17 protein-coding genes are annotated in these 23,935 nt (G+C 58.3%); 9 read left to right on the forward strand and 8 right to left on the reverse strand.

Annotation, left to right across the window (positions count from 1 at the left end; all coding sequences use genetic code 11):
- The first annotated feature begins 407 nt into the window (after positions 1 to 407).
- Positions 408 to 1,157, forward strand: a complete 750-nt coding sequence (locus tag ACN19L_RS04900) for a Cthe_2314 family HEPN domain-containing protein (RefSeq protein ID WP_426492414.1) — start codon at positions 408 to 410, stop codon at positions 1,155 to 1,157.
- Between the two features lie 60 nt (positions 1,158 to 1,217).
- On the opposite strand, the gene ACN19L_RS04905 is transcribed toward ACN19L_RS04900, so the two are convergent.
- A complete protein-coding gene (locus tag ACN19L_RS04905; RefSeq protein WP_426492415.1) occupies positions 1,218 to 2,600 on the reverse strand; it encodes a hypothetical protein in 1,383 nt (460 codons plus the stop codon).
- A 1,263-nt stretch (positions 2,601 to 3,863) separates the two neighbouring features.
- Here ACN19L_RS04905 and ACN19L_RS04910 point away from each other — a divergent pair.
- Both ACN19L_RS04910 and ACN19L_RS04915 read left to right on the forward strand, forming a co-directional pair.
- Positions 3,864 to 4,340, forward strand: coding sequence for a nucleoside deaminase (locus ACN19L_RS04910; RefSeq protein WP_426492416.1), 477 nt, complete (start codon positions 3,864 to 3,866; stop codon positions 4,338 to 4,340).
- A 205-nt stretch (positions 4,341 to 4,545) separates the two neighbouring features.
- Positions 4,546 to 7,503: a heparinase II/III domain-containing protein gene (locus ACN19L_RS04915; protein ID WP_426492417.1), complete on the forward strand. Its 2,958-nt coding sequence runs from the start codon at positions 4,546 to 4,548 to the stop codon at positions 7,501 to 7,503.
- A 116-nt stretch (positions 7,504 to 7,619) separates the two neighbouring features.
- Here the strand turns inward: ACN19L_RS04915 and ACN19L_RS04920 are convergent, their stop codons facing one another.
- Positions 7,620 to 7,931, reverse strand: a complete 312-nt coding sequence (locus ACN19L_RS04920; RefSeq protein WP_426492418.1) for a DUF6686 family protein — start codon at positions 7,929 to 7,931, stop codon at positions 7,620 to 7,622.
- A 200-nt stretch (positions 7,932 to 8,131) separates the two neighbouring features.
- Here ACN19L_RS04920 and ACN19L_RS04925 point away from each other — a divergent pair, with 200 nt between their 5' ends.
- A complete protein-coding gene (locus ACN19L_RS04925; protein ID WP_426492419.1) occupies positions 8,132 to 11,389 on the forward strand; it encodes an AsmA-like C-terminal region-containing protein in 3,258 nt (1,085 codons plus the stop codon).
- A 10-nt stretch (positions 11,390 to 11,399) separates the two neighbouring features.
- Here ACN19L_RS04925 and dgt read toward each other — a convergent pair whose 3' ends face one another.
- The gene (dgt, locus tag ACN19L_RS04930) at positions 11,400 to 12,818 is read right to left on the reverse strand and encodes a dGTP triphosphohydrolase (RefSeq protein ID WP_426492420.1); all 1,419 of its coding nucleotides are present in this window, start codon (positions 12,816 to 12,818) and stop codon (positions 11,400 to 11,402) included.
- A 119-nt stretch (positions 12,819 to 12,937) separates the two neighbouring features.
- A complete protein-coding gene (locus ACN19L_RS04935) occupies positions 12,938 to 13,630 on the reverse strand; it encodes a DUF1361 domain-containing protein (RefSeq protein ID WP_426492421.1) in 693 nt (230 codons plus the stop codon).
- A gap of 202 nt (positions 13,631 to 13,832) precedes the next feature.
- Between ACN19L_RS04935 and ACN19L_RS04940 the strand changes: the two genes are divergently transcribed.
- The 5 genes from ACN19L_RS04940 to ACN19L_RS04960 all read left to right on the forward strand — a co-directional run bounded on the left by ACN19L_RS04940 (position 13,833) and on the right by ACN19L_RS04960 (position 19,628).
- Entirely contained in the window at positions 13,833 to 15,782 is a 1,950-nt protein-coding gene (locus tag ACN19L_RS04940; RefSeq protein ID WP_426492422.1) for an ABC transporter substrate-binding protein, read from the forward strand.
- 102 nt (positions 15,783 to 15,884) lie between these two features.
- A complete protein-coding gene (gene hemL / locus ACN19L_RS04945; RefSeq protein WP_426492423.1) occupies positions 15,885 to 17,207 on the forward strand; it encodes a glutamate-1-semialdehyde 2,1-aminomutase in 1,323 nt (440 codons plus the stop codon).
- Positions 17,208 to 17,404: 197 nt separating this feature from the next.
- Positions 17,405 to 18,244, forward strand: a complete 840-nt coding sequence (locus ACN19L_RS04950) for a hypothetical protein (protein ID WP_426492424.1) — start codon at positions 17,405 to 17,407, stop codon at positions 18,242 to 18,244.
- 114 nt (positions 18,245 to 18,358) lie between these two features.
- Positions 18,359 to 18,895: a dCTP deaminase gene (gene dcd, locus ACN19L_RS04955; protein ID WP_426492425.1), complete on the forward strand. Its 537-nt coding sequence runs from the start codon at positions 18,359 to 18,361 to the stop codon at positions 18,893 to 18,895.
- A 211-nt stretch (positions 18,896 to 19,106) separates the two neighbouring features.
- Positions 19,107 to 19,628, forward strand: coding sequence for a hypothetical protein (locus ACN19L_RS04960; protein ID WP_426492426.1), 522 nt, complete (start codon positions 19,107 to 19,109; stop codon positions 19,626 to 19,628).
- 130 nt (positions 19,629 to 19,758) lie between these two features.
- Here ACN19L_RS04960 and gldC read toward each other — a convergent pair whose 3' ends face one another.
- From gldC to gldG, 4 genes are all read right to left on the reverse strand, one after another.
- Complete coding sequence (gene gldC, locus ACN19L_RS04965; protein ID WP_426492427.1) at positions 19,759 to 20,097, reverse strand: gliding motility protein GldC; 339 nt, start codon at positions 20,095 to 20,097, stop codon at positions 19,759 to 19,761.
- Between the two features lie 99 nt (positions 20,098 to 20,196).
- The gene (gene dnaN / locus ACN19L_RS04970; RefSeq protein ID WP_044002528.1) at positions 20,197 to 21,321 is read right to left on the reverse strand and encodes a DNA polymerase III subunit beta; all 1,125 of its coding nucleotides are present in this window, start codon (positions 21,319 to 21,321) and stop codon (positions 20,197 to 20,199) included.
- A 92-nt stretch (positions 21,322 to 21,413) separates the two neighbouring features.
- The gene (locus ACN19L_RS04975; RefSeq protein WP_426492428.1) at positions 21,414 to 21,680 is read right to left on the reverse strand and encodes a hypothetical protein; all 267 of its coding nucleotides are present in this window, start codon (positions 21,678 to 21,680) and stop codon (positions 21,414 to 21,416) included.
- 420 nt (positions 21,681 to 22,100) lie between these two features.
- Entirely contained in the window at positions 22,101 to 23,840 is a 1,740-nt protein-coding gene (gldG, locus tag ACN19L_RS04980) for a gliding motility-associated ABC transporter substrate-binding protein GldG (protein WP_426492429.1), read from the reverse strand.
- Positions 23,841 to 23,935: the final 95 nt, after the last annotated feature.

Genomic DNA, 23,935 nt, shown 5'->3' on the forward strand with positions numbered 1-23,935 from the left:
ATTACCCGGTTTCTTGCTCTTGCCTACAGGAGCCCTGTACCTAACAGCCGTGCTCTTTAACTATACGCTTTCCTGTTATTAGGGGTACCCTTAGACTGACATCTTGTAAGCATAGTAGGCTAAGTTAACCATTACCAGAGCTACCAGCAACCAAGACCCGTTAAAACCTGACTTACTCCTTCCTGCTGATGAGTTGTCGCCACTGGTGATAGCTGAGTTGGTAGGCTTCCCAATGGTAGCTTTTGCCGGCTTCTGAATGATTGCTACAGGTGCCTTACTCTTACTGGTAGGAGCTGCTATACTCTTAACTCCTATCTACACCTAGCTAAGCAAGGCTTCTCTTCTCTTACTAGGGGGGTATAGTTACTTTGCACTACCTCACATCCTTTCACCAAGCAGCTTGTAGTATGGAACGAGTAGAACACCCTCTTCACCACTTTTTTGAGTTTACGGAAGAGATATATGAAGTCTATAAGCGTGAAGGGTTAGAATCTTTGAAACAGATTACAGATGGTGATACAAGATTAGATAGCACCTTCTCAACCATACTTAACCGCAAGCAAAACCTATACCCTCTCCCCCACTCAATATTTAAACTACAAGAAGAACTTTCGTTTATAACTCAGGATATCATGTATGTTACTGGACTTCTGTATTATTTTCGCCCCTATATTGTAGACGTTGCAGAAACCAATGCTGTATATAAACAGAACCTACCAGATCATAGATATTTAACTTATGCCACCTTTGGTATGCAGAGTATCTATAACTACTGGGATAGAATAGGTGATATCTTGTATATCTATTTTGAAACCGGGTTAAAACCTAAAAGTGTATATTTCGGATCGGTGCTCAACAATATCAATCCTAAATATCAAGAATCAGAATACTTTATTCAGCTCAATAAAATATATCAAGACGAAATAAAGCCGTTCATAGATGAAAGAAATACGGCTGTACATTCTTATCAGCTAGAAACAAAATACTATTGGGGTAATGTAGAGCTACAGGGCGAAGCGAACCGGGTTGAGAGGGAAAATCTGAATACCGAGAAGCATAGTTATCCAGAGAAGTACAAGCATCATCTTGAACTGTGTATTACTGGTTTTCGGTTGATGTTGAATCTTATAGACACACTACCAGACAAAAGTTACTAAGCAAGAAGCCCCTACTATTCGGTATAGCAGGGGCTTCTTGCTTATGAAAGCTGGTAGTGATTAATAGTACGTGTACTGAAACACACCTTTTATATATTGCTCCTTATCGAACTTTATCTTAACATCATGATAATTCCTAAACATTTCTTTACACTTTTCATTAACTACTGGCAACTCAAATCTTTTCAATCTCTTTAAAACCTCCATTGCTATACCCTTATCATAATCAAACCTTGATGTAAACAAACCATCCAAGTACACCCAAAATTCCTCTTCTTGAATAGCTGAAACAATTAATGCATCAGCATCCGATGTATCAAAGAAATCAGGCATTTCAATATCCTTCAGAATAACAGCACCAACTACATACTCATAGTTCTTGAATTTTGGTGTACTTAAAACTGAATAAAGCATATAATGCTTTTGATTCATTGGTATACGCTTAGACTTACTTAACTCAATTACATCATATAAATCCAGCAGCAAGAAATCAGCAACTTCGTTTAGTTCCGTTGCTTCTGCTACACCATGTGCTACTTTATTTCTCAGGATCCTGAAAACAAAGGAATAATACTCATAGTGAAAATACAGTTCGTGCTTTTCATATAACAAGTTCACCTTTTCTTGAAAACCTTTACCAAGAATATCGTTTTCACTTTCACCTAACAATATGCAAAGATCGTGAAACACACCTTCAACTATCACAAAGCACATACTTGAAAATGCTAAGTTATTCCCACTCTCATACGCTAACAGTGCTTCTTCGACTAGTCTGACTCTTTTACTAAAAACATAATTAACATCACAAGCATTTCTAATAGAGTTAACGATATCGTTTCTGTCAAGATACGTTTCAAGAAATTGATCAAACTCTCCTTTTCTATTTTTATACATCTCTGGCAAAGTCCGACCTATAGCGCTGTCAACATCACCGAATTTATTAGATATCATCGTAGGGTGTTTGACTTCGTAGCTCGTTGACGCATAGTCATAATGATATGGATATGCATTATAAAACTCAAACCCTTGCACACATTTACCTATCGTAAACGTACGTACCTCTTCCTTGATAAAAGCAAGCACCTCTTCACGAGCCCTCTTATTATGCCTTAGATAATAGTCCAGTACTGGCAACTCCTTTTGTCTTATAGCAGGAATATTATCAAGCGAAATCCTTTTCATTGAATCTTCTATATTGTTAATCCTCGTATCGATCTCATTCAGGTGCATCGAAGCCCTATCATAGTAATCTAACAAGGCAGATTTCGGCTCTCGTGTGAAACCATAATATATCTTTAATATATATTCACAGAATGGACCTAATACATTTGGCACTTCGTTTTTATCCTCTTCAAATGATGTTTCAATATAAGCGTCACGCATTATAGTAAAGGACTCACTAAAGAAGTCTTGACAAAGAGCCTTACCCAAAAACTCTTTCACCAATTGTTCAGTATTGAAATTCCACAGATTAGCAGAACGTATCTCAGTGATAATTTTTTGAAATTCTTCATTACTTGAATTTGAGAAATGCAGTTTAGTACACGGTTCCATAAGTCACTTGTTTTGGCGGTGATTGGTTAGTCATTGGCAACATTGCAAACGTAAAGTAACTAGCCTTCATCTAAGTAAGAGTCCATAAGCGTTCCATCCTCAGAGAACATGCAGAAAAACCTGACGCACTTGTACATGCTAATGGGCATACCTGATTTCCGGTTCGGCTGGTGGCTCCACAATGCCGGAAACAGCCATAGCACTACCCTCACCATCGGCGGTTTTACGATTGAAGTAGGATATGCCCGCTCTCAGCGTCTGATATCAGTTTTCAATTCAGCATTAATTGCATTCTGAGCAATCACATCCGAATTTCCGAAGCTTGTACCTTCTGTAGCACTTGTTTGACATGCGAAACTCACTTTTCAATTTGGTCTATACGTTGTCTATATGGTCACACAAGCGAATATGGTCACACAAGCGAACCAAGCCGACCAGCGACCAGCTACTACCAGAGGTACACCAGCACCTACCCTAGCCTCCTATGTTGGTTCAATTCGCCTCATACAGGCTCACCAGCGAACGCAAGCTATCAGCCCACACAATCACCTTGACCACTCTGAGAACGTTGATTCTAGTTAGGTTTCTAATGATCCAATTTTAACATGGCAATGTACAATCAATAAGATGTACAGAATTTTGGCATTGCTACCACTGCAATTCTTAACCTGTATACAGAAACCACCCACTTCACCACCATTGTATACAGCTACCAGAGTTCTTGTATACAGAAATCACCTCATTTGTATACCGAAACCCTTCATTATGGTATACAACCACCCTATCACCAACACCCACTACACCCCAAAAACAGCCTCTATTGCTCATAAATGGGCAAAAAGAAAGAGCGACCAACAGCCGCTCCCTCTTCCACAACCAAAACACCTAAAAAACTATTCTTTCAGATTCATGTACACCAACTATCGGGCCAGAATTAGACTCGTAGTGGTGTAAACAACTGAGAGAATGCCTCTATAGTGTCTACACAATATAGAGTCGTGGAGGAGGATGAAAGGTTGCATGGAGCTGCAAAAATTGCCTGCAGGACTTGCTTCGTCACCGGCGTTTGCCCGCCACACGCGCCAAATCACGTATTTTGCGGGGTTCCCGAACTTCCCGGAATTTTCTTTCCCTGTTTTTACAATTCTCCCGATGGATGCTCCCAACCCAGAATTCATGCGCGAAGCCATTCGCTTGTCAATTGAAAAAATGCAGGCCGGCTATGGCGGCCCGTTTGGGGCCGTGGTGGTAAAAGACGGTAAGATCATTGCCCGAGGCTTTAACCAGGTAACCAGCACCCACGACCCTACCTGCCACGCCGAGGTGGATGCCATTCGGAAGGCCTGCGCTACGTTGGGTACTTTTCAACTGGATGGGTGCGACCTGTACACCAGTTGTGAGCCCTGCCCTATGTGTCTGGGTGCCATCTACTGGGCCCGGCCCCAACGGGTTTTCTACGGCAACACCAAGCAGGATGCCGCTGCTATTGGTTTCGACGACCAATTTATTTACCATGAGTTGGAGCGGCCTTTGGCTGACCGCCGCATCCCAATGGTGGAATTACTGCGCGCTGAGGCCCAAGCCGGCTTCCGGGCCTGGGAGCTCAAGGAAGGCCGCACCGATTATTAAACATTTTTCAGACAGGGGATTACCTACCCGTCTATATTTTAGACAACCCGTCCGGTTTTTGGAACCGGGCGGGTTGTCTTTTTATGGCCTGAATACGCTAAAAAAGAAGTTTTCAATCTTGGAAACTCTTTTGCATCAACAAAAATTATCCAACTACCCCTCCTGGTAGCCGGCCATTCTAATTTACACAATTCCAATACACACTTTGAAATTACCCGTATTCCTGCTGGCGCTGGCCTGTTCTCTTGCCACCCTGTCCGCCCGGGCACAGCCGGGTGCCTGGTGGCCGGCTGTAGCCCACCCCACGCATCCGCGCACTCTGCTCACGCCCGATCAACTACCTCAGGTACGCGCTAGCTTGCGGGCTCCCACGGCGGGCGGCTTATATCGGGGCCTGTGGGCAGGCACCCAGGCTGCCCCGCCTACTGATAATACGTCAGCCAGCGGGCGGCGGGCCCGGGCCACGTTTGCCAAGAATGCCGCCTTTGTGGTGCTGCTGGACCGCCAACCCGCGGCCGATAGTCTGGGTCCGCTGCCGGCCACGACCCGGGCGGCGCAGATGCAGCAGGTCACGCAACTGCTGGAAACCCTGAACCCAGCCGTGGAGCCCTTTGCTTCCTTTAGCGGCACTACCTACACTGAATGGCAGTGGCGCTCCAAGGAGTTAATTGATTACCTGATTGCCTACGACCTGCTGCGTGGGGCTGGTATGCCTGACACGGCCCTGACCATGGCCCGCCAGCAGGTGCAGACGTTTGCCGGTAATCTGTATCGCGAGTCAAACAAGCCGTTTATGGGGCTGTACTTCTACCGGCAGATCAAAAACAACCACACCCTGATGACGGCTGCTGCCCTGGGTATGGCCGCCGTGGTGCTCAACGAAGCCAGCAGCTCCGACTCCAACCTGCAACCAACCAACTGGGCCAACACGGCCCTGTTTCACCTCGACAACGTACTGTGGATGGATGCCCAGCGGCAGTCGGACCCGGTGGCAGTGGCAGGCTACGCCGAGGGACCATATTACTTCAAGTATGCTTTTCTGAACTGCCTGCCCTTCATCCGGGCATTGGGTCACTTCGCCCCGGGAGCCAGCTTCAGCTGCACCTACAACGGCACCACCCGTACCATTCCGAACCCCTACTCCGACCCCCGCTATGCCCGGCTCTACCAGTGGGCCGCAGCTATTACCATGCCCGATGGCCGTCTGCCGGCCCTGGAGGACTCGTACGTGGATATGGCCATGCCCGAGCTGGCCCTGACTGGGCAGGCGCGCTTCACCCCAACGCTGGCCTTGTCGAAGCTCAGCACGAGCCAGCTGAATACGCTGCAGGCCCAACTGCGGGATGCTACCGTGGATATGCGGGCCGCATACTTAGCGGCGCTGCCGGTCCCGACGGCGGCCGGGGGAGCTTCGCTTACGCACCTGCCGCAGAGTGGCAATCTGATTTTCCGCTCGGGAGCCGATTCGCTGGCTATGTATTTTCACCTCTACGGTAAAAGCGGCCCGGCCCAGGACAATTCCGGCGGCCACAGCCAGGCCGATGCCAGCAGCTTTATACTACAGGCCCAGGGGCAGCTGCTGGCTTTGGATGCAGGTTACCTGAGCTATGCCCGCCGCAGCGACGTAGGTCAGGCCACCAATCACAATCTGGTGCTGGTAGATGGGGCGGGGCCGACCATCGGGACCAGCGGGGCGGCCAATGATGCGGCGGCTACGCTGCCGCTGGCTTTTGCCACGCCTGGCCTGGCGTTCGGGGAGGTACGCACTGCCTACCGCAACGCTACCATCACGCGCAAAGCCCTGCTGGTGCGGAACCGCTACGTGCTGCTGGCCGATTTTGCTGCTTCCAGCACCCCGCGCACGTACACCTGGCAGCTGCACGGCTACGGACTGGAAGGCGGCAACGCTGCCACCGGCGTTTTTCAGGAGAATTTTGGGCAGCAGCAGGCTACCTGGAATAAAAATGGTGTGCAGCTGCTGGCTCACGTAGCCACACCCGGCCCGGCTACGTTCGGTAAAGCTACCAGCGTGCACGAGCTCACCTATAATACCACTGAAAACCACACGGTTCTGCTGGTGGAGTCGCCAGCCGTGGCTCGCACTCAGTTTCTGACGGCATTGTATCCGTCGGCGGCGGCCCCGGCGGCTACCAGCTTTGTTACTCGCAGTACCACTGCCACCGCCGCCCTGAGTGCCAGCAGCAGCGGCTACCAGGATGCCGCTTTTACCCAGGCCGATACGGTGCAATCCACGCTCACGACCCTGCCCAAGCCACTAACGGCCGATGGTCTGCTTACTTTTCTGGCCATTGACTCGGCGGGACAGGCGACGCAGACGTTGCTGGACCAGGGTACCCTGCTCCGCTATGGCCCCGATACGCTGCTGCACACCACCAGACGGGCCACGGCGAGTTGGCAGGTACTGGGCGACGGACGCTACGCCGGCTACGTGAGCCGGGCCACTACGCTGGTAGTGCCCATGGCGCAAATGCCCGCCCAGGTGCAGGGCTCGGCCCTGGATGGCTACACCTACAACGCCCGTACCCATCAACTGAGCATCCGCCTGCGGGACGCGTCTGACGTGAGCGTGCAGACGACGGCCCGGCCCTTGCCCGTTACGCTGGTGCAGTTTGGGGGCCGGCGCGGGCCGGCGGGAGTAGCCCTGCGTTGGCAAACGGCAGCCGAGGTCAATAACCAAGGTTTTGCGGTGCAGCGCAGCACGGCCGCCAGCCCTGGCTTTACCACCATCGGCCAGGTTCCCGCCAACGGCAACGGCAACGGCAACGGCCCGGCCAGCTATATCTTCACCGATACCTCAGCCCCCGCTGAAACCGTGTATTATCGCCTGCAGCAGCAGGATACTGACGGCACCGTAGCCTACTCGGGGGTAGTGGCGCTAGGGCCGGTAACGGCACCCCTCATGCTGCAGCCCGCACCCGTACCCGCCGATGCGGAGGTGCGCGTGGTGGCAACTGGATTGCTGCCCGCTGCTACCGTGCTGGAGCTGCTTGACGCCCGCGGCCGGCCACTGCGGCAGTTGCCGCTACTGGCTCTCAGCACCCTCACCACGGCGGCACTCCCGGCAGGTATCTACTACCTGCGGGCCCTAGACAAGCAAGGCCGTCCCGCCGCCCCGGCCGTACGTATCGTGGTAACACATTAGGTTGGCGGCCTGGCTCCCGGAAGGTGGTACGCGGGCGACTCTGCCGCGGCGGGGCCTTTTTTTATCCCAAGGCTCACCATTCCGGGCCTGCTGCGGCAGACAGGGCACTTGCCTGCCTACCGCAGCAGCAACTCCACTTCCAGTAGCAGGGCCGTGTTTTCGAGAATATCGCGCAGCTGGGTGAGCTCTATGAGAGAGAACACAAGGGCCAGCCGTGGAGCCGGAGTACGCAGGGCAATGTTGCGGGCCTCGGGGTCGTGGGTGATGAGGCAGTGCCGCTCCCAGGTTTCGTTTACGTACCGGCGAAATTCCTCGAACTCCTGGGCGGTGGCAGCCAGGGCCAGATTACCGAAACACACGTGCAGGTGCTGCGTGCGGGGGCAACGCGCACAGTAGCCGAATTCGTTGTGGTGAAAAAACTGCGCCATGAGCGTACAGAAGGATGGATCAGTTGCAAGTATACTTTATTTAAACAAATTCTAAATAATAATTTCCGCGCCTTGATTCCCCATTTTGACGCAGGCTGCTAGATTGCCGCCGCCCGCGGTTGGGCGGCAGCAGGTGCGAGCCGACCACAGACGCCGCGTTTGCGTAGAATCGGGCACCTCCGGCCGCTCTCCCCTTCCTCATGAACAGTTCTACCATCCGCCGTACGCTTGCCTTTGGGCTTCTGGGGCTGTTGGTGGTGGTAGTGACGGGCGGCTGGCTGCTGGGTACGGAGTGGGGCCGGCGGCAGCTGGAGCACTTGCTGCGGGAGCGGCTGGCCCGGCAGTCGGATTTGGTGCTGGGGCCCGTGCAGATTGATTTTTCGCTGTGGCGGGATTTTCCCCACGTCACCGCTTCCGTCGACCACTTGCTGCTCACCGATACCTCGTACCAGCGTAGCGTACCGGTACTGAAAATCGGCCGGGCCGATATCCGCTTGGAGCTGCGCCAGATCTGGAAGGGCGAATTCAAGGTGCGGCACCTGACGCTGCACGACGCGGAGTTCCGCCAGCTTACTGACTCAATGGGGCGCGACTGGGGCCTGCGGGGCAAGGGGCCACGCCGCCGCCAGCCCGCCGCCCCCCCCGATTTCGACCTGGACTCACTGGTGCTGGTGAACGTGCGCGTTATTGACCGCAACGATTTACACCGTAGCGGCTTTGCCGCCCACGTGCACCAGGGCCGCCTCACGGTGCGCACCCGCCAGGGCCGGGCCCAGGTGCGCGGGCGGCTGCGGGGCCAGCTGGAGTATTTGCGCAGCAGCCGGGGCAATTTGTTTGAACAGGAGCCCGTAGTGGCCCGCATCCGCTACCAGTACAACTTTCGGCGGCGGGAGGGCACTTTTGCCCGCACCCGGGCCACCCTCAACGGCGACACCGTGCTGGTGGATGGTACGCACCGCGCCGCTGGCCCCGGGGAGCCCCGCGGCACTCACCTCAACCTCCGGTTTGCCGGCAACCAGCCCCTGCTGGAAATTCTGCACACGGCCCTGCCCCCGGGGCTGGCCCGCTACCTGCGCGGGGCCAGCAGCCCCAGCCACGCCCACATCCGCTACTCCATCCGGGGGCTGAGCGGGCCCACCACCCGGCCCCGGACTGTGCTGCATTTCAGCATGCGCAATGCCCAGCTGCAATGGGCTGATTCCAGTCGGCGCATCAACCGCTGGGATGCGCGCGGCGTATTCGACAACGGCCCGGCCCATAATTCCCACACTACCTATCTGCGGTTCGACCAGTGCCGGCTGTCCTCAGATGCGGGCCAGCTGGACGCGGCCATTACCGTGCGGGATTTTACCCAGCCGCACCTGCGGGGCCGCATCCGGGGCCGAACGGAGCTGCAAACCGTGGCCTCCGTGGTGTTGCCTCACCTCTGGCGCGCCCGGGGCGGGCAGGCCTCTATTGATTTGCGTCTGAACGGCAACCTCCCCGATATTCCGGATCAGGCCACCCGCCGTAGTTTGCTGGCCGATACGCTGCTGCCGCCCATTGCGGCCCGGGGCACTGTGCGGCTGGAGCACACTGCCTTTGATATTCCGAGCCGGCGGGCCCACATGGCGGGCCTGAACGTGCTGGTGCGGTTGCAGGACAGCGTGTGGCGGCTGGAGGATATGAGCGGCCGGCTGAATGGTATGCGGGTGCAGGCCAACGCCCGCACCCGCAACCTGCTGGCCTACTTCAGCGGGCAACGCCAAACCACAACCGTAGAAGGAACCTTTGCGGTGGATGAGCTGCGCCTGCCCGAGCTGCGCCGTCTGCTGGCGGCTCCCGGCACCAGTGGCGGTGGGGCCCGCCGCAAGCCCGGCCGGCTGCGCCGCCCCGGCTACTCCCGCAACCAGCTACTGGCCAGCAAAGCCCTGAACGTGCTGCCCCCGGGCCTGCGCCTGAACGTGCACCTGCGCTGCGGCCGGCTGGTCATTGCCACCGATACCCTCCGCAATCTGGCCGCCACCGTGCTGCACAACGGCCGCAAAGTGCAGCTGCGCGATTTGCAGGCCCGTATGTGGGGCGGGCAGCTCCGGGGGGTAGTCAGCTGGCCCACCGATACGCTGAACCTGCAGCCCGTGGCGGCCCGGTTGTCGGCCCACTTTCCGGTGCTTAGCTACCAGCTGCTGCTACGGCGCCTCATGCGGCCCGGGGCTCGCCCCACGTCGCGCCGCCGCCCCGACCCAACCCTGCGCGACGTGCTGCTGGCTGCCAACGGCGACGCTACCATCACCATTGACCGGCTGGTGCTGCCAGCCCACGACGAGCTGACCCAGCTGCGGCTGCAGCTGCGCAAAAACGCCACGCACTTTCAGATTCCGGCCTTTACCTTCCGGACGGGTATGGGCGGGCGGGGCCGCATCAGTGCCGAGGCCCAGCTCCGCAATGCCCGGCTACAGCGCGCCACCGGCCAGCTCGATTTGCAGTACCAGAACCTGAACGTGCAAAGCCTGCTACAGCTACTGGCAGCCATCAGCACCCTGCCCCCGCCCGAAAACGGCCAGACCGGCAGCATCAGACCAACCCGACGGGAAACCAGGCAGGCCTCGCCCTTTCTTGATGGCACCATCACCGGACAGGTGCGCGTAACGGCTGAGCGCGTACAGTACGGAGCCCTGCGTGGACACGATTTCCGTTTGCGGAGTAAGTTAGCTGCCGGGCGGGCCCTGGTGGAAGACTGCTCCCTGAGCGCGTTTGGGGGGCACGTGCAGCTGCGGGGCGTGCTTCATACCGATTCGGGTACCACCAACCACCCGCTGCACGCCCAGGTGCAGGTGCAGCAGGTGCAGCTACCGGAGGTATTCGCGTTGGCCCAGCAGGTGGGATTTGATGTACTGGGCCCGGAAAATATCCGGGGTACCATGCAGGCGGAGGTAGAGCTGCGCACTTCTCTGGGCACCACCTTTCTGCCGGAACTAAATAGCACCCACGCTATTCTGCGCACGGATATTCAGCAGTTGGAGTTGCTGGAAGTTGACGCCCTGATGCAGGTCCTGCGGCTGTTCAGCCCCCGCCGCACGGGGCACCTGGTTTTTGAGCCGGTGCAACCCCGGTTTATCCTGGACCGGGGCCGGCTGCTGATTCCGAGCCTGAACCTGAGCAGTAACCTGACCGATATGCAGGTTACGGGCGAATATTACCTTAATGGCCGGGCCAATCTGTACGTGGGCTTCAGCCCCTTGCAGGCCTTGCTGGGCAATAACCGAAAGCGTATTGCCCGCATCCGCAGTGGGGAGGCCACGCGCCGGGCCAGCAAGGGGCTGGTCTTCGTAAACCTGACCCGTGCGCCCGGCACCCGCTATAAGGTACACCTCTTCAGGAAAAAAGAACAGCAGGAGCAGCAGGCCCGCCTGTTGCGGGAATACCAGCTGCAACTGCGCCGCCAGCTGGCCGACACCTCCTCGTTTATGCTGCAATAGGCCGCGGCGGCTACCGGCTGACGGGCAGCCCAATCCCGCGCACCGTGCGGAACAGATCCAGCGCATTCTGATCAGTAAGGCCGCCGATGTAATCGGTTAGCAGGATGATTTGCTCGTAGGCCGTGGATTGCTGCTGGGGCCCCGTAGCCCGAAACTGGGCGGGCAGCAGCTGCAGCAGCTTGCGCGAGCGGGCGCTGCGTTGGGGGTCGAAGGTGGCCGGCAGAAACGCATCCAGCAGGCCCGCCAGCACCTCAAAGCCTGCCGCTTCCGTTTCCAGTACCGGGCGGCTGTGGTACAGATGTTCGGTTGTGAGGCGGTTCATCTCAGCCAGCTGCGGCCAGCTCTCCAACTGCTGCACCAGGGGCTCGTCGTGGCGCCCCCGCAACAGCCCGGCGGCCCGGTCGGCAAACAGGCGGGCGGTTTGCTGCACCAGCCGGTTAATGAGGCGGGCCCGCAGGTAGCCCAGCTCCTCCCGCCAGTCGCGCCACTCCACCGAGGCCTGGCGGCCGGGAGCGTCGCTGAGCAGCGCCCGGAGCAGCGCTAGCCCTTCCCGGCACGGAATCAGCCCCAGCTTCAGGCCGTCTTCAAAATCAATGATGCGGTAGCACAGGTCGTCGGCAGCTTCTACCAGAAACGCCAGCGGGTGCCGGTAGTACGCCCCGTTTTCCGCCTGATCTTCTGCTTTGGGCAGCAGCCCCAGCTCCCGGGCCACTTCCTGAAAGCGCGGAGCTTCGGTTTGAAAATAGCCGTATTTCTTTTCGCTGATACCAGTGCCGCGGTCGGTATCCGTGGTTGTTGAGGGCCGCGGGTATTTGGTGAATGCCCCCAGCGTGGCGTACGTCAGACCCAGGCCGGCTGAGCCGCTGCTCTGGGCCGCGTAGGTGTGCGTGAGCAGCCGGAATCCGGCCGCATTGCCCTCAAACTGCTGCAGGTCGGCGCGCTGGCCGGCAGTAAGCATGCGCACAAACGGCTCGGCCGCCCCCGAGCGGAAGTAGGCCGAAATGGCGTCCTCGCCGGCGTGCCCGAAGGGCGGATTACCAATATCGTGGGCCAGGCAGGCGGCGGCCACAATGTCGCCAAAGTCGGCGTCGAGGTGGGGCAGCTCTTTGGCCAGGGATTCGGATTCCTCCAGCAACAACCGCCCGCCCAGCCGGCCCAGGGAGCGGCCCACGCAGGCCGTTTCCAGGGAGTGCGTGAGGCGGGTGTGCACGAAATCAGTTTCGGGCAGCGGCATAATCTGGGTTTTGCGCTGCAGCCGCCGAAAGGAGGAGCTGAACACTACCCGGTCGTAATCCTGCACAAACGCCCCGCGCACGGGCGGCGCATCCGTTACGACGTGCAGTTGGGGCTGCTCGGGGTAGCGGCGGCGGCTAAGCAGGCGGGGCCAGTTCATGGCCGGCTGGTTCTGATCAGGGGTGAGGTGGAGCATAGCGGCGGCAAGGTACCAGGTGGCTCCTTATTCGGCCAATTGCGGCTGATGGTTTTGCCGGCAGCGCAGGTGGTATGGGTCAGCAGCCCTGGTAGTTGTTGCGTTGGAATGCTGCCTGATTATTCTTCCACGCTTTCCTCCATCCGGCCCAGCAGGCGCACGGTGGCGTAGCCCAGCAGCAAAAACACCCCGTACAGAATGGTAACGCCCCAGGTGCCCCGGTGGCTGGCCGGGTGCAGCAGGCGGCTGACGATATCGTAGAACAGGCTGGCGGGGTTGGTGAGGATGTCCCAGCTGTTGAAGCGCAGGTAGCGGCCCAGGTACACCCCAAAGCTGCTGAGCAACAAGGCCACCGTGGCGAAGCCCCAGCCCGCGGCCCAACCCAGCCGGCGGGTTACCAGCTGCTGCATGTCGGTGAGGGAAGCATAGCCCAGCATCAGCCCGTTCCAGGCGCAGCTCAGAATCAGGGCCAAATCGTACCAGTAGGGCACGCCGGCCCGGGGCTCCAGGTGAAATAAATCGGTAAGAATGTAGGGAGCATTGGGGAAGAACAGCAGCCACACCGCGCCTACCGGCAGCAGCACCCGGGCCTTCAGCCGGCCGGCTGAAAGCCCCAGCATGGTACTCAACCCAAACGGAATGAGGGCCAGAAACAGATTCCAGAGCAGGAATACAAACGTGATTTTGTGCACCAGAAACACCCGGAACACAATCAGCACCACGCTCAGGGCCAACGAAGCGCCCAGCAGGAGCAGCAGGTGCAGGCGCTGCCGCAGCTGCGGCACGGAATAGGTAGTAATGGATAAGGCCATACGGACAAGTTCGGGAGTTTGAAGCGGATGTGGTAACGCCGAGATTCCCACCTATAGTATTCTGCCCGGAAAATACTGTCTTGCCGCCTTACTGACCAAGGTCCGCACCTTCCCCGCGGCAACTGCGTACCTTTGTCCCGCGAGTCGCGCCGGTTGCGGCTCCCGGGTTTCTCCCGCCTGCTTCTATTTGTTTTTTCGGTGTATGAGGTTTTCTGCTTTGCTGCCTGCTGCGGTATTGTGTGTTGGTTTGAGTGCGTCGGTGCCCGGCGTGGCCCAGCAAACGCCCGCTAAAAAGCCCGCCGTACCTGCCGCGGCCACTCCCAGGCCGGCCGCCGTACCCGCCAAACCAGCTACCTCAACTTCGGCCCGAACCGCCCCCGTAAGCCCGGCGAAGAGTCCCTCTCCCACCACGGCCAAGCCCGCTACTACGCCGGCTAAAACCAGCTCCTCCCCGGCCGCTGCCACAGCTCCGCGGCCAGCCGCCCCTAAACCCACCGGTCCGCCCCTGCCCCCCAACCTCGGCTCCGCCGACCCGAACGTGCGCTACCGCAACGGCAAAACCCTCCTCGACCAGACCCGCTACGAGTTGGCCATGCAGGAGCTGGAGCCGCTAACGGCCCCTGCCGGCAAGTTCAGCAAGGCCCCCGAGGCCGCTTACCTGTACGCCGTGGCCGCCAGCCGGGCCAAAAAGTGGGCCGAGGCTGAGCAGATGCTCAACCTGCTGCGCAACGAGTACCCGCAGTGGCCCAACCTGCCCGAAGCCTTTTTCCTGCAGGGCCAACTGTCCTTTGAGCAGGGAGATTTCGACAACGCCCTGCGCGTGCTGGCCCAGGTGCCGGAAGGCCGCCTCGCCACCGAGCGGGAGAATATGAAGGCCCAGTACCTGCCGCGTATCCGGGATAAGGCTACTTTTCAGGGCCTGCTGAAGACCTACCCCCAGGAGCCGGCCCTGGCCCGCGCTTACGCCGATAAGCTGGCCAACGGCGGCTGGTACACCGACGCGGATAAAGACCAGCTGGCCCAACTGATTCAGCAGTTTCGGCTGGAGCCTGCCCGCTACACCCCCCGCCCCCGCCCGGCCCGCAAGAGCACCTATAACATTGGCGTACTGCTGCCCTTCGAGTTTGACGATACCAGCTGGGAGAAGCGCCGCAAAAACCAGTTCGTAACCGACCTGTACGCCGGCCTGCGGCTGGCCCAGGACTCGTTGCAGCGGGAAGGCCATCCGGTGCAGCTGTTTGCCTATGATACCGGGGCCGATACGCTGCAGCTGAAACAGGTGCTAGCCCTGCCCGAAGTAGCCGGCCTGGACCTGATCATTGGGCCGGTGTACAAGTCGGGCTCCAAGATTCTGGCCCGCTACGCGCAGCAGCACCAGATTGCCGTGGTAAACCCTCTCTCGCAGGATGCCGACCTGGTACTGGATAACCCCTGGCACTACCTGTTCGAGCCCAGCACCGCCACTCAGGCCCGGCAGGCCGCGCAGTTTGCCTACACCCGCCTGGGCGGCCCCCGCACGGCCGTGGTGCTCTACGAGGATACCAAGGACGAAACCGCTTTCGGCCAGGCCTACAAGCAGGCCTACGAGGCCCTGGGCGGCAAAGTGCTGCAGCTGCGCCGCATCAACTCCGATGTGCAGGAAAGCCTCTCGGCCGCCCTTGGCGACGTGGAGTTGAAATCCATTGGCCACCTGGTGGTGGCATCCGATGGAAAAGGTGCCGGCCCCTACGTGCTCAGCGCCCTGAAGCTGCAGGCCGCCCGCACCCCGGTTATTGCCTACGCCTCCTGGCTGGATAACAACCGCATCGGGCTGGGCCAGCTGGACGCGCGCGACGTGTACTTCGTGCACCCCAAGTTCCTCGACAAAACCAACCCCGGCGTGCGCCGCTTTAAGCAATTGTACACTCAGCGCCAGAACCTGCCGCCTTCCGTATTTGCCTTCACCGGTTTCGAGCTGCTGTACTACTTCGGCAACGTGCTGCACCAGAATGGGGCGGCCTTCCAGCAGCAGCTGGCCAACGGCGGCCCCGTGTCGGGCGCGGTATTCCAGGGCATCGGTTATCCCGGCGGCACCCACGACAACCAGTACGTGCCCCTCACCAAGCTGGAACGGCTGGAAATAGAAGTGCTGAACCCAGTGGGCATCCGGTAGGTTACTTTTGGTATAGCGTAATGGGTATTGAGTAGTGAGATGCCCGTTACTCGCTGTTTCGTTTTCTGTTTCACTGCATATCTTCCTCAGTTTCCCGCTCTCATGTCTCAAGCTGCAGTACCCGCTACTCCATATTCCCTGGCCACTTCCGACGCTTTATTCACGCGGGCTAAAGACCATATTCCGGGCGGAGTAAATTCGCCGGTGCGGGCCTTCCGGGCCGTGGGCGGCCACCCGGTATTTATGCAGTCGGCCAAAGGGGCGTGGCTGACCGACGTGGACGGCAACCGGTACCTGGATTTTATCAACTCCTGGGGGCCCATGATTCTGGGCCACGCCCCGGAAATTGTGCTGGACGCTGTGCAGCAGGCCATTGGCAATTCCCTGTCGTTCGGGGCCCCCACCCGCCGCGAGGTGGAAATGGCCGAGCTCATCAAGCAGATGGTGCCCAGCATTGAGAAAGTCCGGCTGGTAAACTCCGGCACCGAGGCCACCATGTCGGCCATTCGGGTGGCGCGGGGCTACACCGGCCGCAACAAAATCATCAAGTTTGAGGGCTGCTACCACGGCCACGGCGACTCCTTCCTGATTGCCGCCGGCTCGGGGGCCCTCACTCTGGGCGCACCCGATTCGCCGGGCGTCACCCAGGGCGTGGCCCAGGACACCCTCACGGTGCCCTACAACGACCTGCCCGCCGTGGAGCGCATCATTGCCGCCAACGACGGCCAGGTGGCTGCCCTTATTCTGGAGCCAGTGGTGGGCAATATGGGCCTGGTAGCTCCCGCCGAAGGCTACCTGCAGGGCCTGCGCGAGCTGTGCACCCGCCACGGTATTGTGCTGATTTTTGACGAGGTGATGACCGGCTTCCGCCTGGCCCGCGGCGGCGCGCAGGAGATGTACGGCATCACGCCCGACATGACCACGCTGGGCAAAATCATTGGGGGCGGCATGCCGGTGGGGGCCTACGGGGGCCGTCAGGATATTATGGACAATGTGGCCCCGGCCGGCAAGGTGTACCAGGCGGGCACGCTCTCGGGCAACCCCATTGCCACCGCCGCCGGTATTGCCCAGCTGACGTACCTGCAGCAGCACCCCGAGCTGTACGATGAGCTGAACCGCACCACCACCCGCATTGCCGACGGCACCCGCCAGATTTGCCAGGAGCTGGGCCTGAACTACACCGTAAACCAGGTAGGCTCCATGTTCAGCGTGTTCTTCACCGATCAGCCTGTAACAGACCTGGAATCGGCCAAAGCTTCCGACACCGAGGCCTTTGGGCGCTACTTCCGGGCCATGCTGCACCGCGGCATCTACCTGGCCCCGGCCCAGTACGAGGCCCTGTTCGTGAGCACCGCCATAACCGACGACCTCGTGGACCTCTACCTCACCGCCTGCCGCGAATCGATGCAGGAAGCCCACGGGTAGGAAGGAATGATGAATGTTGAGTTATGCGGTATGAATTTGCACGGCCAGCTTGGGGGAATGGTCTGAATGACAACGAGCCAACGGCAATGCGCCTTCCCAAACCTGGCAGGGCCGAACGGTGTAATTCAAAACTCATCATTCAAAACTCATACCTCCACTCTCAAGAGCTACCTTTGCGCGAAATTTCTGTCGCCCGTATGTTCCAATTTCGTCGGTTGCTGCCGCTCGTGTTGCTGTTGTGGCTTGTTGTGCCCGGCCCGCTCCGCGCCCAGATGGAAACGCCCGCCGCGGCCAACAAGCGCCTGTTTGACCGGACCGTGGACGAACTGAACTTCCGCACGATGGAAACCGTGTACGATAAGTCGTTTGCCCGGGGCAAGTTCCCGGCTTCGCTGCGCACCGTGAAGGCCCGTCAGGAATTCAATAATTTCCCCGGTCGCGACGACCTCAAGAAGCTGTTTCACAACTACAACGATATTTCGGCCCGCTACAAGAGCCGCTTCGGCAAGGGCCGCACCGACCTGGTGGAGTTTGAGAAGGAATTGAACTCTATTCTGGTGGACCGCAACTTCGAGTTCTTCATCCGGGTGCTGCCGCGCGATGAGCGCGTGGCCCTTATCCGCAGCCTTCAGCGCTACATCAAACAGGGTGCCGCCCAGTTCAACGCCTCCGAGGACCCCGCTCCTGAGGACCTGGCCGCTGATGCCGCTGCCGTGCCGCCCGCCGACGGTGAAACCACCACCCCGGCCGCCGCCGCGGAGGACCCGCAGCCCGTCCCGGAAGCATCCCTGGCCTCGGTACCTGAGGCGGGCTACGCGGCTCCCCGCCCCCTCGATATAGCTCCTCGCCACGACTGGATGGACTACCTGACGCTGATGCTGGCCAGCGGCTCATTTCTGCTGCTGCTGTACCTGATAACCAGTGTGCTGCCCGACCTGCGCAGTCGCCTCGATGCGCTCAGCGACGCCGAGCCAGTTGCCCCCCGCCCCCGTCGTCGCGCCCCCCTGCCCGAAGACCGGTACGAGGACGAGGAGTAGCGTAATCATTATGAATTGTGAATGCTGAGTTATGAAATCCGCCTGTATCAGCGGCGCGGGCAACTAACTCTTACGTCATTCATACTTCAGCACTCATCATTCAACTCTCTTTTCATGATTCTCACCGATCAGCAGATTCTCGCCGAAATGGAGCGGGGCACCATTGTCATTGAACCCTACGACCGGAGCTGCCTCGGGACAAACTCCTACGATGTGCACCTGGGCCGCTACCTGGCCACCTACCGCGACGCGGTGCTGGACGCCCGCAAGCACAATGAAATCGACGTGTTTGAGATTCCGGAGGAAGGCTTCGTGCTACAGCCCGGCACGCTGTACCTGGGCGTAACCGACGAGTACACCGAAACCCACGCTCACGTGCCTTTCCTCGAAGGCAAGAGCAGCGTCGGCCGCCTGGGCATTGATATTCACGCTACCGCTGGCAAAGGCGACATTGGTTTCTGCAACACTTGGACCCTGGAAATCAGCGTATCCATGCCCGTGCGCGTGTACTACGGCATGCCCGTGGGCCAGCTTATCTACTTTACCGTGCAGGGCGATGTGGAGAATTTCTACAACCGCAAGCCCAACGCCAAGTACAACGAGCGGACAGTAAAGCCAGTGGAATCTATGATGTGGAAAAACCAATTTTAGGACTCTGAAAACAGTTTTTCCGGCACTCGTGACGCCGCTGTACCTGCCAAGGTGTAGCGGCGTTGCTACTTCCCGAAATATGCTTTGCACTGTGGTTTTTAAGGTTGTAGTAAACTAGCTGGCACAATTTTTCGTTAGAAAGTAAGAGCCCGCGGCTTTCTGATGCGTTGAAAAGCTGCCGGTCCTTTCCTGAACCGAACTGCCCGATATCATGACCAAGAAACTTGCCGCTGCGGCTGCTATGCTCGTTGCTTCGCTCGGGGCCCACGCCCAGCAGAAGCCCGCGCTGGCCCCGCAGGATAAAACCCAGCCTTCGCCCCGCCTCAACCCTTTCCAGGAGCACGCCCGTCAGCTTTCCGACCAAATGGCCCGCGACCTGCGCCTGAACGGTTACCAGAAAACCCGCCTGCAAGCCATCAACGAGGACAAACAGGCCAAAATAGTGGCCATCAACCAAAAAAACGCCGGCAACGCGAAACTCATCAAAGAGCAGTGCGACGCCGTGTGCAAGGAGCGTGACAAGGAGCTGCAAGCGGTACTCAGTACCGACCAGTATAGCAGCTACTACGACTCGCGCCGCACCTACAACACGTTCAGCATGGACTATGGCTCCAAAGCGGCCAATGCCATCTTCGTAAACTCGGTGCAGAACCCGCTGCCGGCCAGCAGCAATGGAGCTACCATTGGGCCAGCCCGCACCACGGCCGCCCCGGCCACCCGCACCCGGCAGTAAGTCCACTGTTGCATTATATAAAAGGCCCCGCCAACTAAGTTGGCGGGGCCTTTTGCGTTTTTCTGTCAGTGGGTTTCAACAACAAACCCAGATTCCTCGCTACGCTCGAAATGACAATAAGTAGGCTTGATTAACGCTGCTTGCGCTCCTCTTCCTCAATGTGGTCCATCAGCTCGCGGCAGAGGTTGCGCATTTTGGTGGCCATTACGGAGTCGTTGGTGGCCGTCACGATGCTTTCCGCCATAGCGCCCATGGTATCCACGTAGAAACGCTTCATCTCGTCCACGGGCATCTCCTTGGTCCACAAGTCGATTTTCATCGTGCCACGCTCATCCCGGTCCCAGAGGGCAATGTTGATGGCCTTGGCAAAGTGAATATCGGGGCCGGCATCGGTGGCACTCCAGCTGATGGCCTCGGGCACTTTCTGGTCGTCGAGGGCAATGCTGAAGCGGATTTCAGACTTCTTCATAAATGTGAAAAATGTGGGGAATGTGCTGAATGTGAAAAATGTGCTAAACATGGTTTTGAGCCACATTCAGCACATTTTTCGCATTCGCAACATTCAAGTTTACACGTAGTTGTTGAGCATCACCGGCATCACCAGCATCAGGATGCTTTCGTTGTCGTCGGCGAGGGTGGGCATGAGCAGGCCGGCGCGGTTGGGCGTGCTCAGCTCCAGGGTGATTTCCTCGGAGTCGATGTTGCTGAGCATTTCCTGCAGGAACTTGGCGTTGAAGCCGATTTCCATGTCCTCACCGTCGTACTGGCAGGCCAGCTTCTCGTTGGCTTCGTTCGAGAAGTCGAGGTCTTCGGCCGAAACCGTCAGCTCCGAACCAGCCAGTCGCAGGCGCACCTGGTGAGTGGTTTTGTTGGAGTAGATGCTGATGCGCTTCACCGAATTCAGGATTTCCTGGCGGCTGATGATGAGCTTGTTGGGGTTACTCACCGGAATTACGTTTTCGTAATCAGGGTAGCGCTCATCAATCAGGCGGCACACGAGGCGCATCTGGTTGAAGGAGAAGAAGGCGTTGGAGCTGTTGAACTCCATGCGTACGGTGGTAGCCTCGGAGGGCAGTGCGCCCTTCAGCAGGTTGAAGGCCTTGCGCGGGATGATGATGTTCGAGGTCTGACCCGCGCCCACATCGGAGCGGCGGTAGCGCAGCAGGCGGTGGCCGTCGGTGGCCACGAAGGTTACCTGGTTATCGGCCAGCTGCACCAGAATGCCCGTCATGGCGGGGCGCAGCTCGTCGGTGCTCACCGCGAAGATGGTTTTGTTGATGGCCCGGGCCAGCGAGGTAGACGGAATCTCAACCGGAGCCGAGCCTTTTACCACCGGCACGCGGGGGAAATCGGTGGCGTTTTCGCCGGCCAGCTTGTAGCGGCCGTTGCTGCTGGCAATTTCGATGGTGTAGGTTTCCTCGTCCAGGGTGAAGGTCACGGGCTGGTCGGGCAGGTTTTTCAGCGTATCGAGCAGGATGCGGGCGGGTGCGGCAATGCGGCCACTTTCGCGCGCTTCCACGGGCAGCTCCGTCATCATGCTGGTCTCCAGGTCGGAGGCGGTAATCGTCAGCTTGCCGTCCTCAATTTCGAAGAGGAAGTTCTCCAGAATGGGCACCACGGGGTTGTTCGTAACCACGCCGTTGATGCTCTGGAGCTGCTTGAGCAGGGCGGAAGACGAGACGATAAATTTCATACGGAAGAGTCGTTTCGGGCTTGGTTGGGTAGAGGGCAAAGATACGCAACGGCCGTGGGGTTTTCTAGCGTGACCAGGGCTCAGGTAGGGCCTTATTTGTTGAGCCAATGCAGGAGTGGCGCTACCACCACCAGCCCTAAAAGGCCCAGTATCATTACGACCACCACCGTATTCAGCACCACTACGTGGCCTACGTTGGCGTATTCATTCTCGTACTGCTGCGCCAGTACCTGCTGCCGCCGGGCGCTGCCACGGTACCGGATGAACATGTACAGTATCCCGATGGGTGTGAATAGCAGCCAGTTAAACAGCTCCCCAAATATGGGTGCAAGAATGGCTTCGAATAGAAACTCTAGCATAGGAGTGAAAGTATACGATCCTCCTCCATAATTTACCCAACATCTATTTTTCAAGCAGCATCATCTGTAAATAATATCCTTCTTGTTATATCTGCTCACGTGCCCGCGGCCTGATATTACAAAGGTATCCAAAACCTCTTTTGAGGAAATGCCAGGTTTTTTTATCGTGTACTGATGAATCATCCACACGGAATCGGACACTCTATTCTGTGTTGCTCCTGGAAACACGTGTATCATCATACCCGCGTGGTATGTTGCAGGTGGCAGAGTGTGGCTTGCTACATAATCATGTACCCGATTGTAGTCTTCCGTAGCAGAATGCTTGGCTTTGCATCCCGCGGAGAGCATGCCGAATAGAAACAAAGCGGTTAGTACTCTCGAATGCACGATTTTGAAGATATAATAGGAGCAAAACCAACCCTAAAACCGCGCGTACCGGCGCTTCCGCCGCCAGGCGCGCACGGCCCCGAACAGGGCCAGCAGCACCAACGGCGCGCCCAGGTTCAGCAGCTGCCAGCGGCGGCGCTCCTCCACTACCCGCAGCTTGTCGAGGGGGCGCAGGGTGATTTGCTTGCCGCGCACGGCAATCAGGCCCGATTCGTCGAGCATGTAGTCCACGGCGTTGAGCAGCAGCTCGCGGTTGGCAAACTCGGTGCTGGCGAGACGGTCGAAGCCCAGACGGAAGGGCCGGCCGGTTTTGGGGTCCACCTCGTTGCGCACGAAGTCGCCATCTGACACCACCAGAATTTTGGCGGGCTTGGCCCCGGCGGGTGTGGCGGGCTGAAAGTTGGTGGTGCCGGGCTCGGCACGGTTGGCGTAGAGGGAGCCGAACTGGCCTTCGAGTAGGTAGCCCACGGGCTTAAACTGGGAGGTATAGAGCTTGGGGTTGGGCTCCAGGCGGGCGTCGTTCAGGTTCACGGGCACCGGCGAGGGCAGCACCCGGGTGTAGCGGGAGGTGAACATCAGCGGCGTTTTGCGGATGCCGGTGGCCTTCACCGTGTCCATGCTGCTCACGAATTTGGTGTACACCGCATCGAGGTTGCGGGTGATGGGGTGCGGGCTGAACTTGTTGATGAGGGGGTAGAACTGCCAGGGCATGGGCTCCACTTTGGGCTTGTTGCCGGTCATGCCCGTTACCAGCGGAATTACGCCGGAGTTGAGGTCGAGCAGCAGATCGGGGTTCACGCGCACGCCGTACTTGAACAGCAAATCATCCAGGTTGTGCGACTGGGGGAAGGCCAGCATGCCGCCCCGGCTGGCGCTGTCGAGGTTCACGCGCATGGCATCCACGAAGAACAGCGCGTTGCCGCCCCGGGTGATGAACTGGTCGAGCTTGAACTTCTCGGGCTCGGTGTACGCCCCGGCCGGCTTGGCCACGATGATGGCGCTGAGCGTCTGCAGCGCCTCGGGCCTTGACTGGGCCAGGTTCACCCGGAACACGTCGTAGTACTGGCTCAGGGAGCCGATCAGGTCGCCGGCTTCCACGTTGGTCAGCTCGCCGTGGCCTTCCACCACCCCAATGCGCTTGCGCTGGCCGGGGTTGAGCTTGCGGATGGCCGAGGCCAGCTCATATTCCAGCCCTTCGATGCTCTGGTTGAGGCGCACATCCGAAGGGGCGGCCTGGTTGCCGCGCAGCAGCAGCACGTTCTGCTCCTTGCCGCCGGCCGATACCACGGCCCAGGGAAAGATGATTTTCTCCACGCGCTTGCCGTTCTCGTTGGCCCCCAGGTTGGTGGGACTCAGGCCCTTCTTGAACAGCGTCTGGTAGTACTCGTTGCGGGCCTTTTCGGTGCCGGCCGCCGAGGGGTCCACGAACACGTAGTGCAGGTTGGAGCCGCTGTGCACCTGCATTTCGTTCAGCGTTTCGCGCACCGACTGCTGCAGTCGGCGGAAGGCCGGCGGAAAGTCGCCATCCAGGTACACCGTGACGGTGACGGGCTGCTTGAGGCCCGAAAGCAACGTCTGGGTGGCGGCCGACATGGTGTAGCGCTTTTCCTCCGTGAGGTCGAGGCGGAAGAAGTACAGCCCCCCGAGGAAGTTGAGCAGCAGCAGCCCCAGCAGCACCGCCCCGAAGCGCGTCAGGTCGCGGCGTTTTCTGGCGGATGCCGAATTAGCTGGTAGCTGCTGGCTGGTAGCTGATGGCTGTTGTTCTGAACTCACTTGCGAATGTCTTTTTATGTCAGGCCGGCCCCCAAATTTGGCTACCAACCCCTCTCTTTCTGTTAAGAAAAGCCAACAGCCAACTGCCATCAGCT

The organism is Hymenobacter sp. 102 (genome assembly GCF_049949205.1).
Classification (GTDB): domain Bacteria; phylum Bacteroidota; class Bacteroidia; order Cytophagales; family Hymenobacteraceae; genus Hymenobacter.

Bases quoted from the DNA above. Each gene is read 5' to 3' on its own strand.
- dcd (WP_426492425.1), top strand. From the start codon at position 18,359: ATGATTCTCACCGATCAGCAGATTCTCGCCGAAATGGAGCGGGGCACC.
- ACN19L_RS04960 (WP_426492426.1), top strand. From the start codon at position 19,107: ATGACCAAGAAACTTGCCGCTGCGGCTGCTATGCTCGTTGCTTCGCTC.
- ACN19L_RS04935 (WP_426492421.1), bottom strand. From the start codon at position 13,630: ATGGCCTTATCCATTACTACCTATTCCGTGCCGCAGCTGCGGCAGCGC.
- dnaN (WP_044002528.1), bottom strand. From the start codon at position 21,321: ATGAAATTTATCGTCTCGTCTTCCGCCCTGCTCAAGCAGCTCCAGAGC.
- gldC (WP_426492427.1), bottom strand. From the start codon at position 20,097: ATGAAGAAGTCTGAAATCCGCTTCAGCATTGCCCTCGACGACCAGAAA.
- hemL (WP_426492423.1), top strand. From the start codon at position 15,885: ATGTCTCAAGCTGCAGTACCCGCTACTCCATATTCCCTGGCCACTTCC.
- ACN19L_RS04940 (WP_426492422.1), top strand. From the start codon at position 13,833: ATGAGGTTTTCTGCTTTGCTGCCTGCTGCGGTATTGTGTGTTGGTTTG.
- ACN19L_RS04900 (WP_426492414.1), top strand. From the start codon at position 408: ATGGAACGAGTAGAACACCCTCTTCACCACTTTTTTGAGTTTACGGAA.
- ACN19L_RS04920 (WP_426492418.1), bottom strand. From the start codon at position 7,931: ATGGCGCAGTTTTTTCACCACAACGAATTCGGCTACTGTGCGCGTTGC.
- dgt (WP_426492420.1), bottom strand. From the start codon at position 12,818: ATGCTCCACCTCACCCCTGATCAGAACCAGCCGGCCATGAACTGGCCC.
- ACN19L_RS04910 (WP_426492416.1), top strand. From the start codon at position 3,864: ATGGATGCTCCCAACCCAGAATTCATGCGCGAAGCCATTCGCTTGTCA.
- ACN19L_RS04975 (WP_426492428.1), bottom strand. From the start codon at position 21,680: ATGCTAGAGTTTCTATTCGAAGCCATTCTTGCACCCATATTTGGGGAG.
- ACN19L_RS04925 (WP_426492419.1), top strand. From the start codon at position 8,132: ATGAACAGTTCTACCATCCGCCGTACGCTTGCCTTTGGGCTTCTGGGG.
- ACN19L_RS04950 (WP_426492424.1), top strand. From the start codon at position 17,405: ATGTTCCAATTTCGTCGGTTGCTGCCGCTCGTGTTGCTGTTGTGGCTT.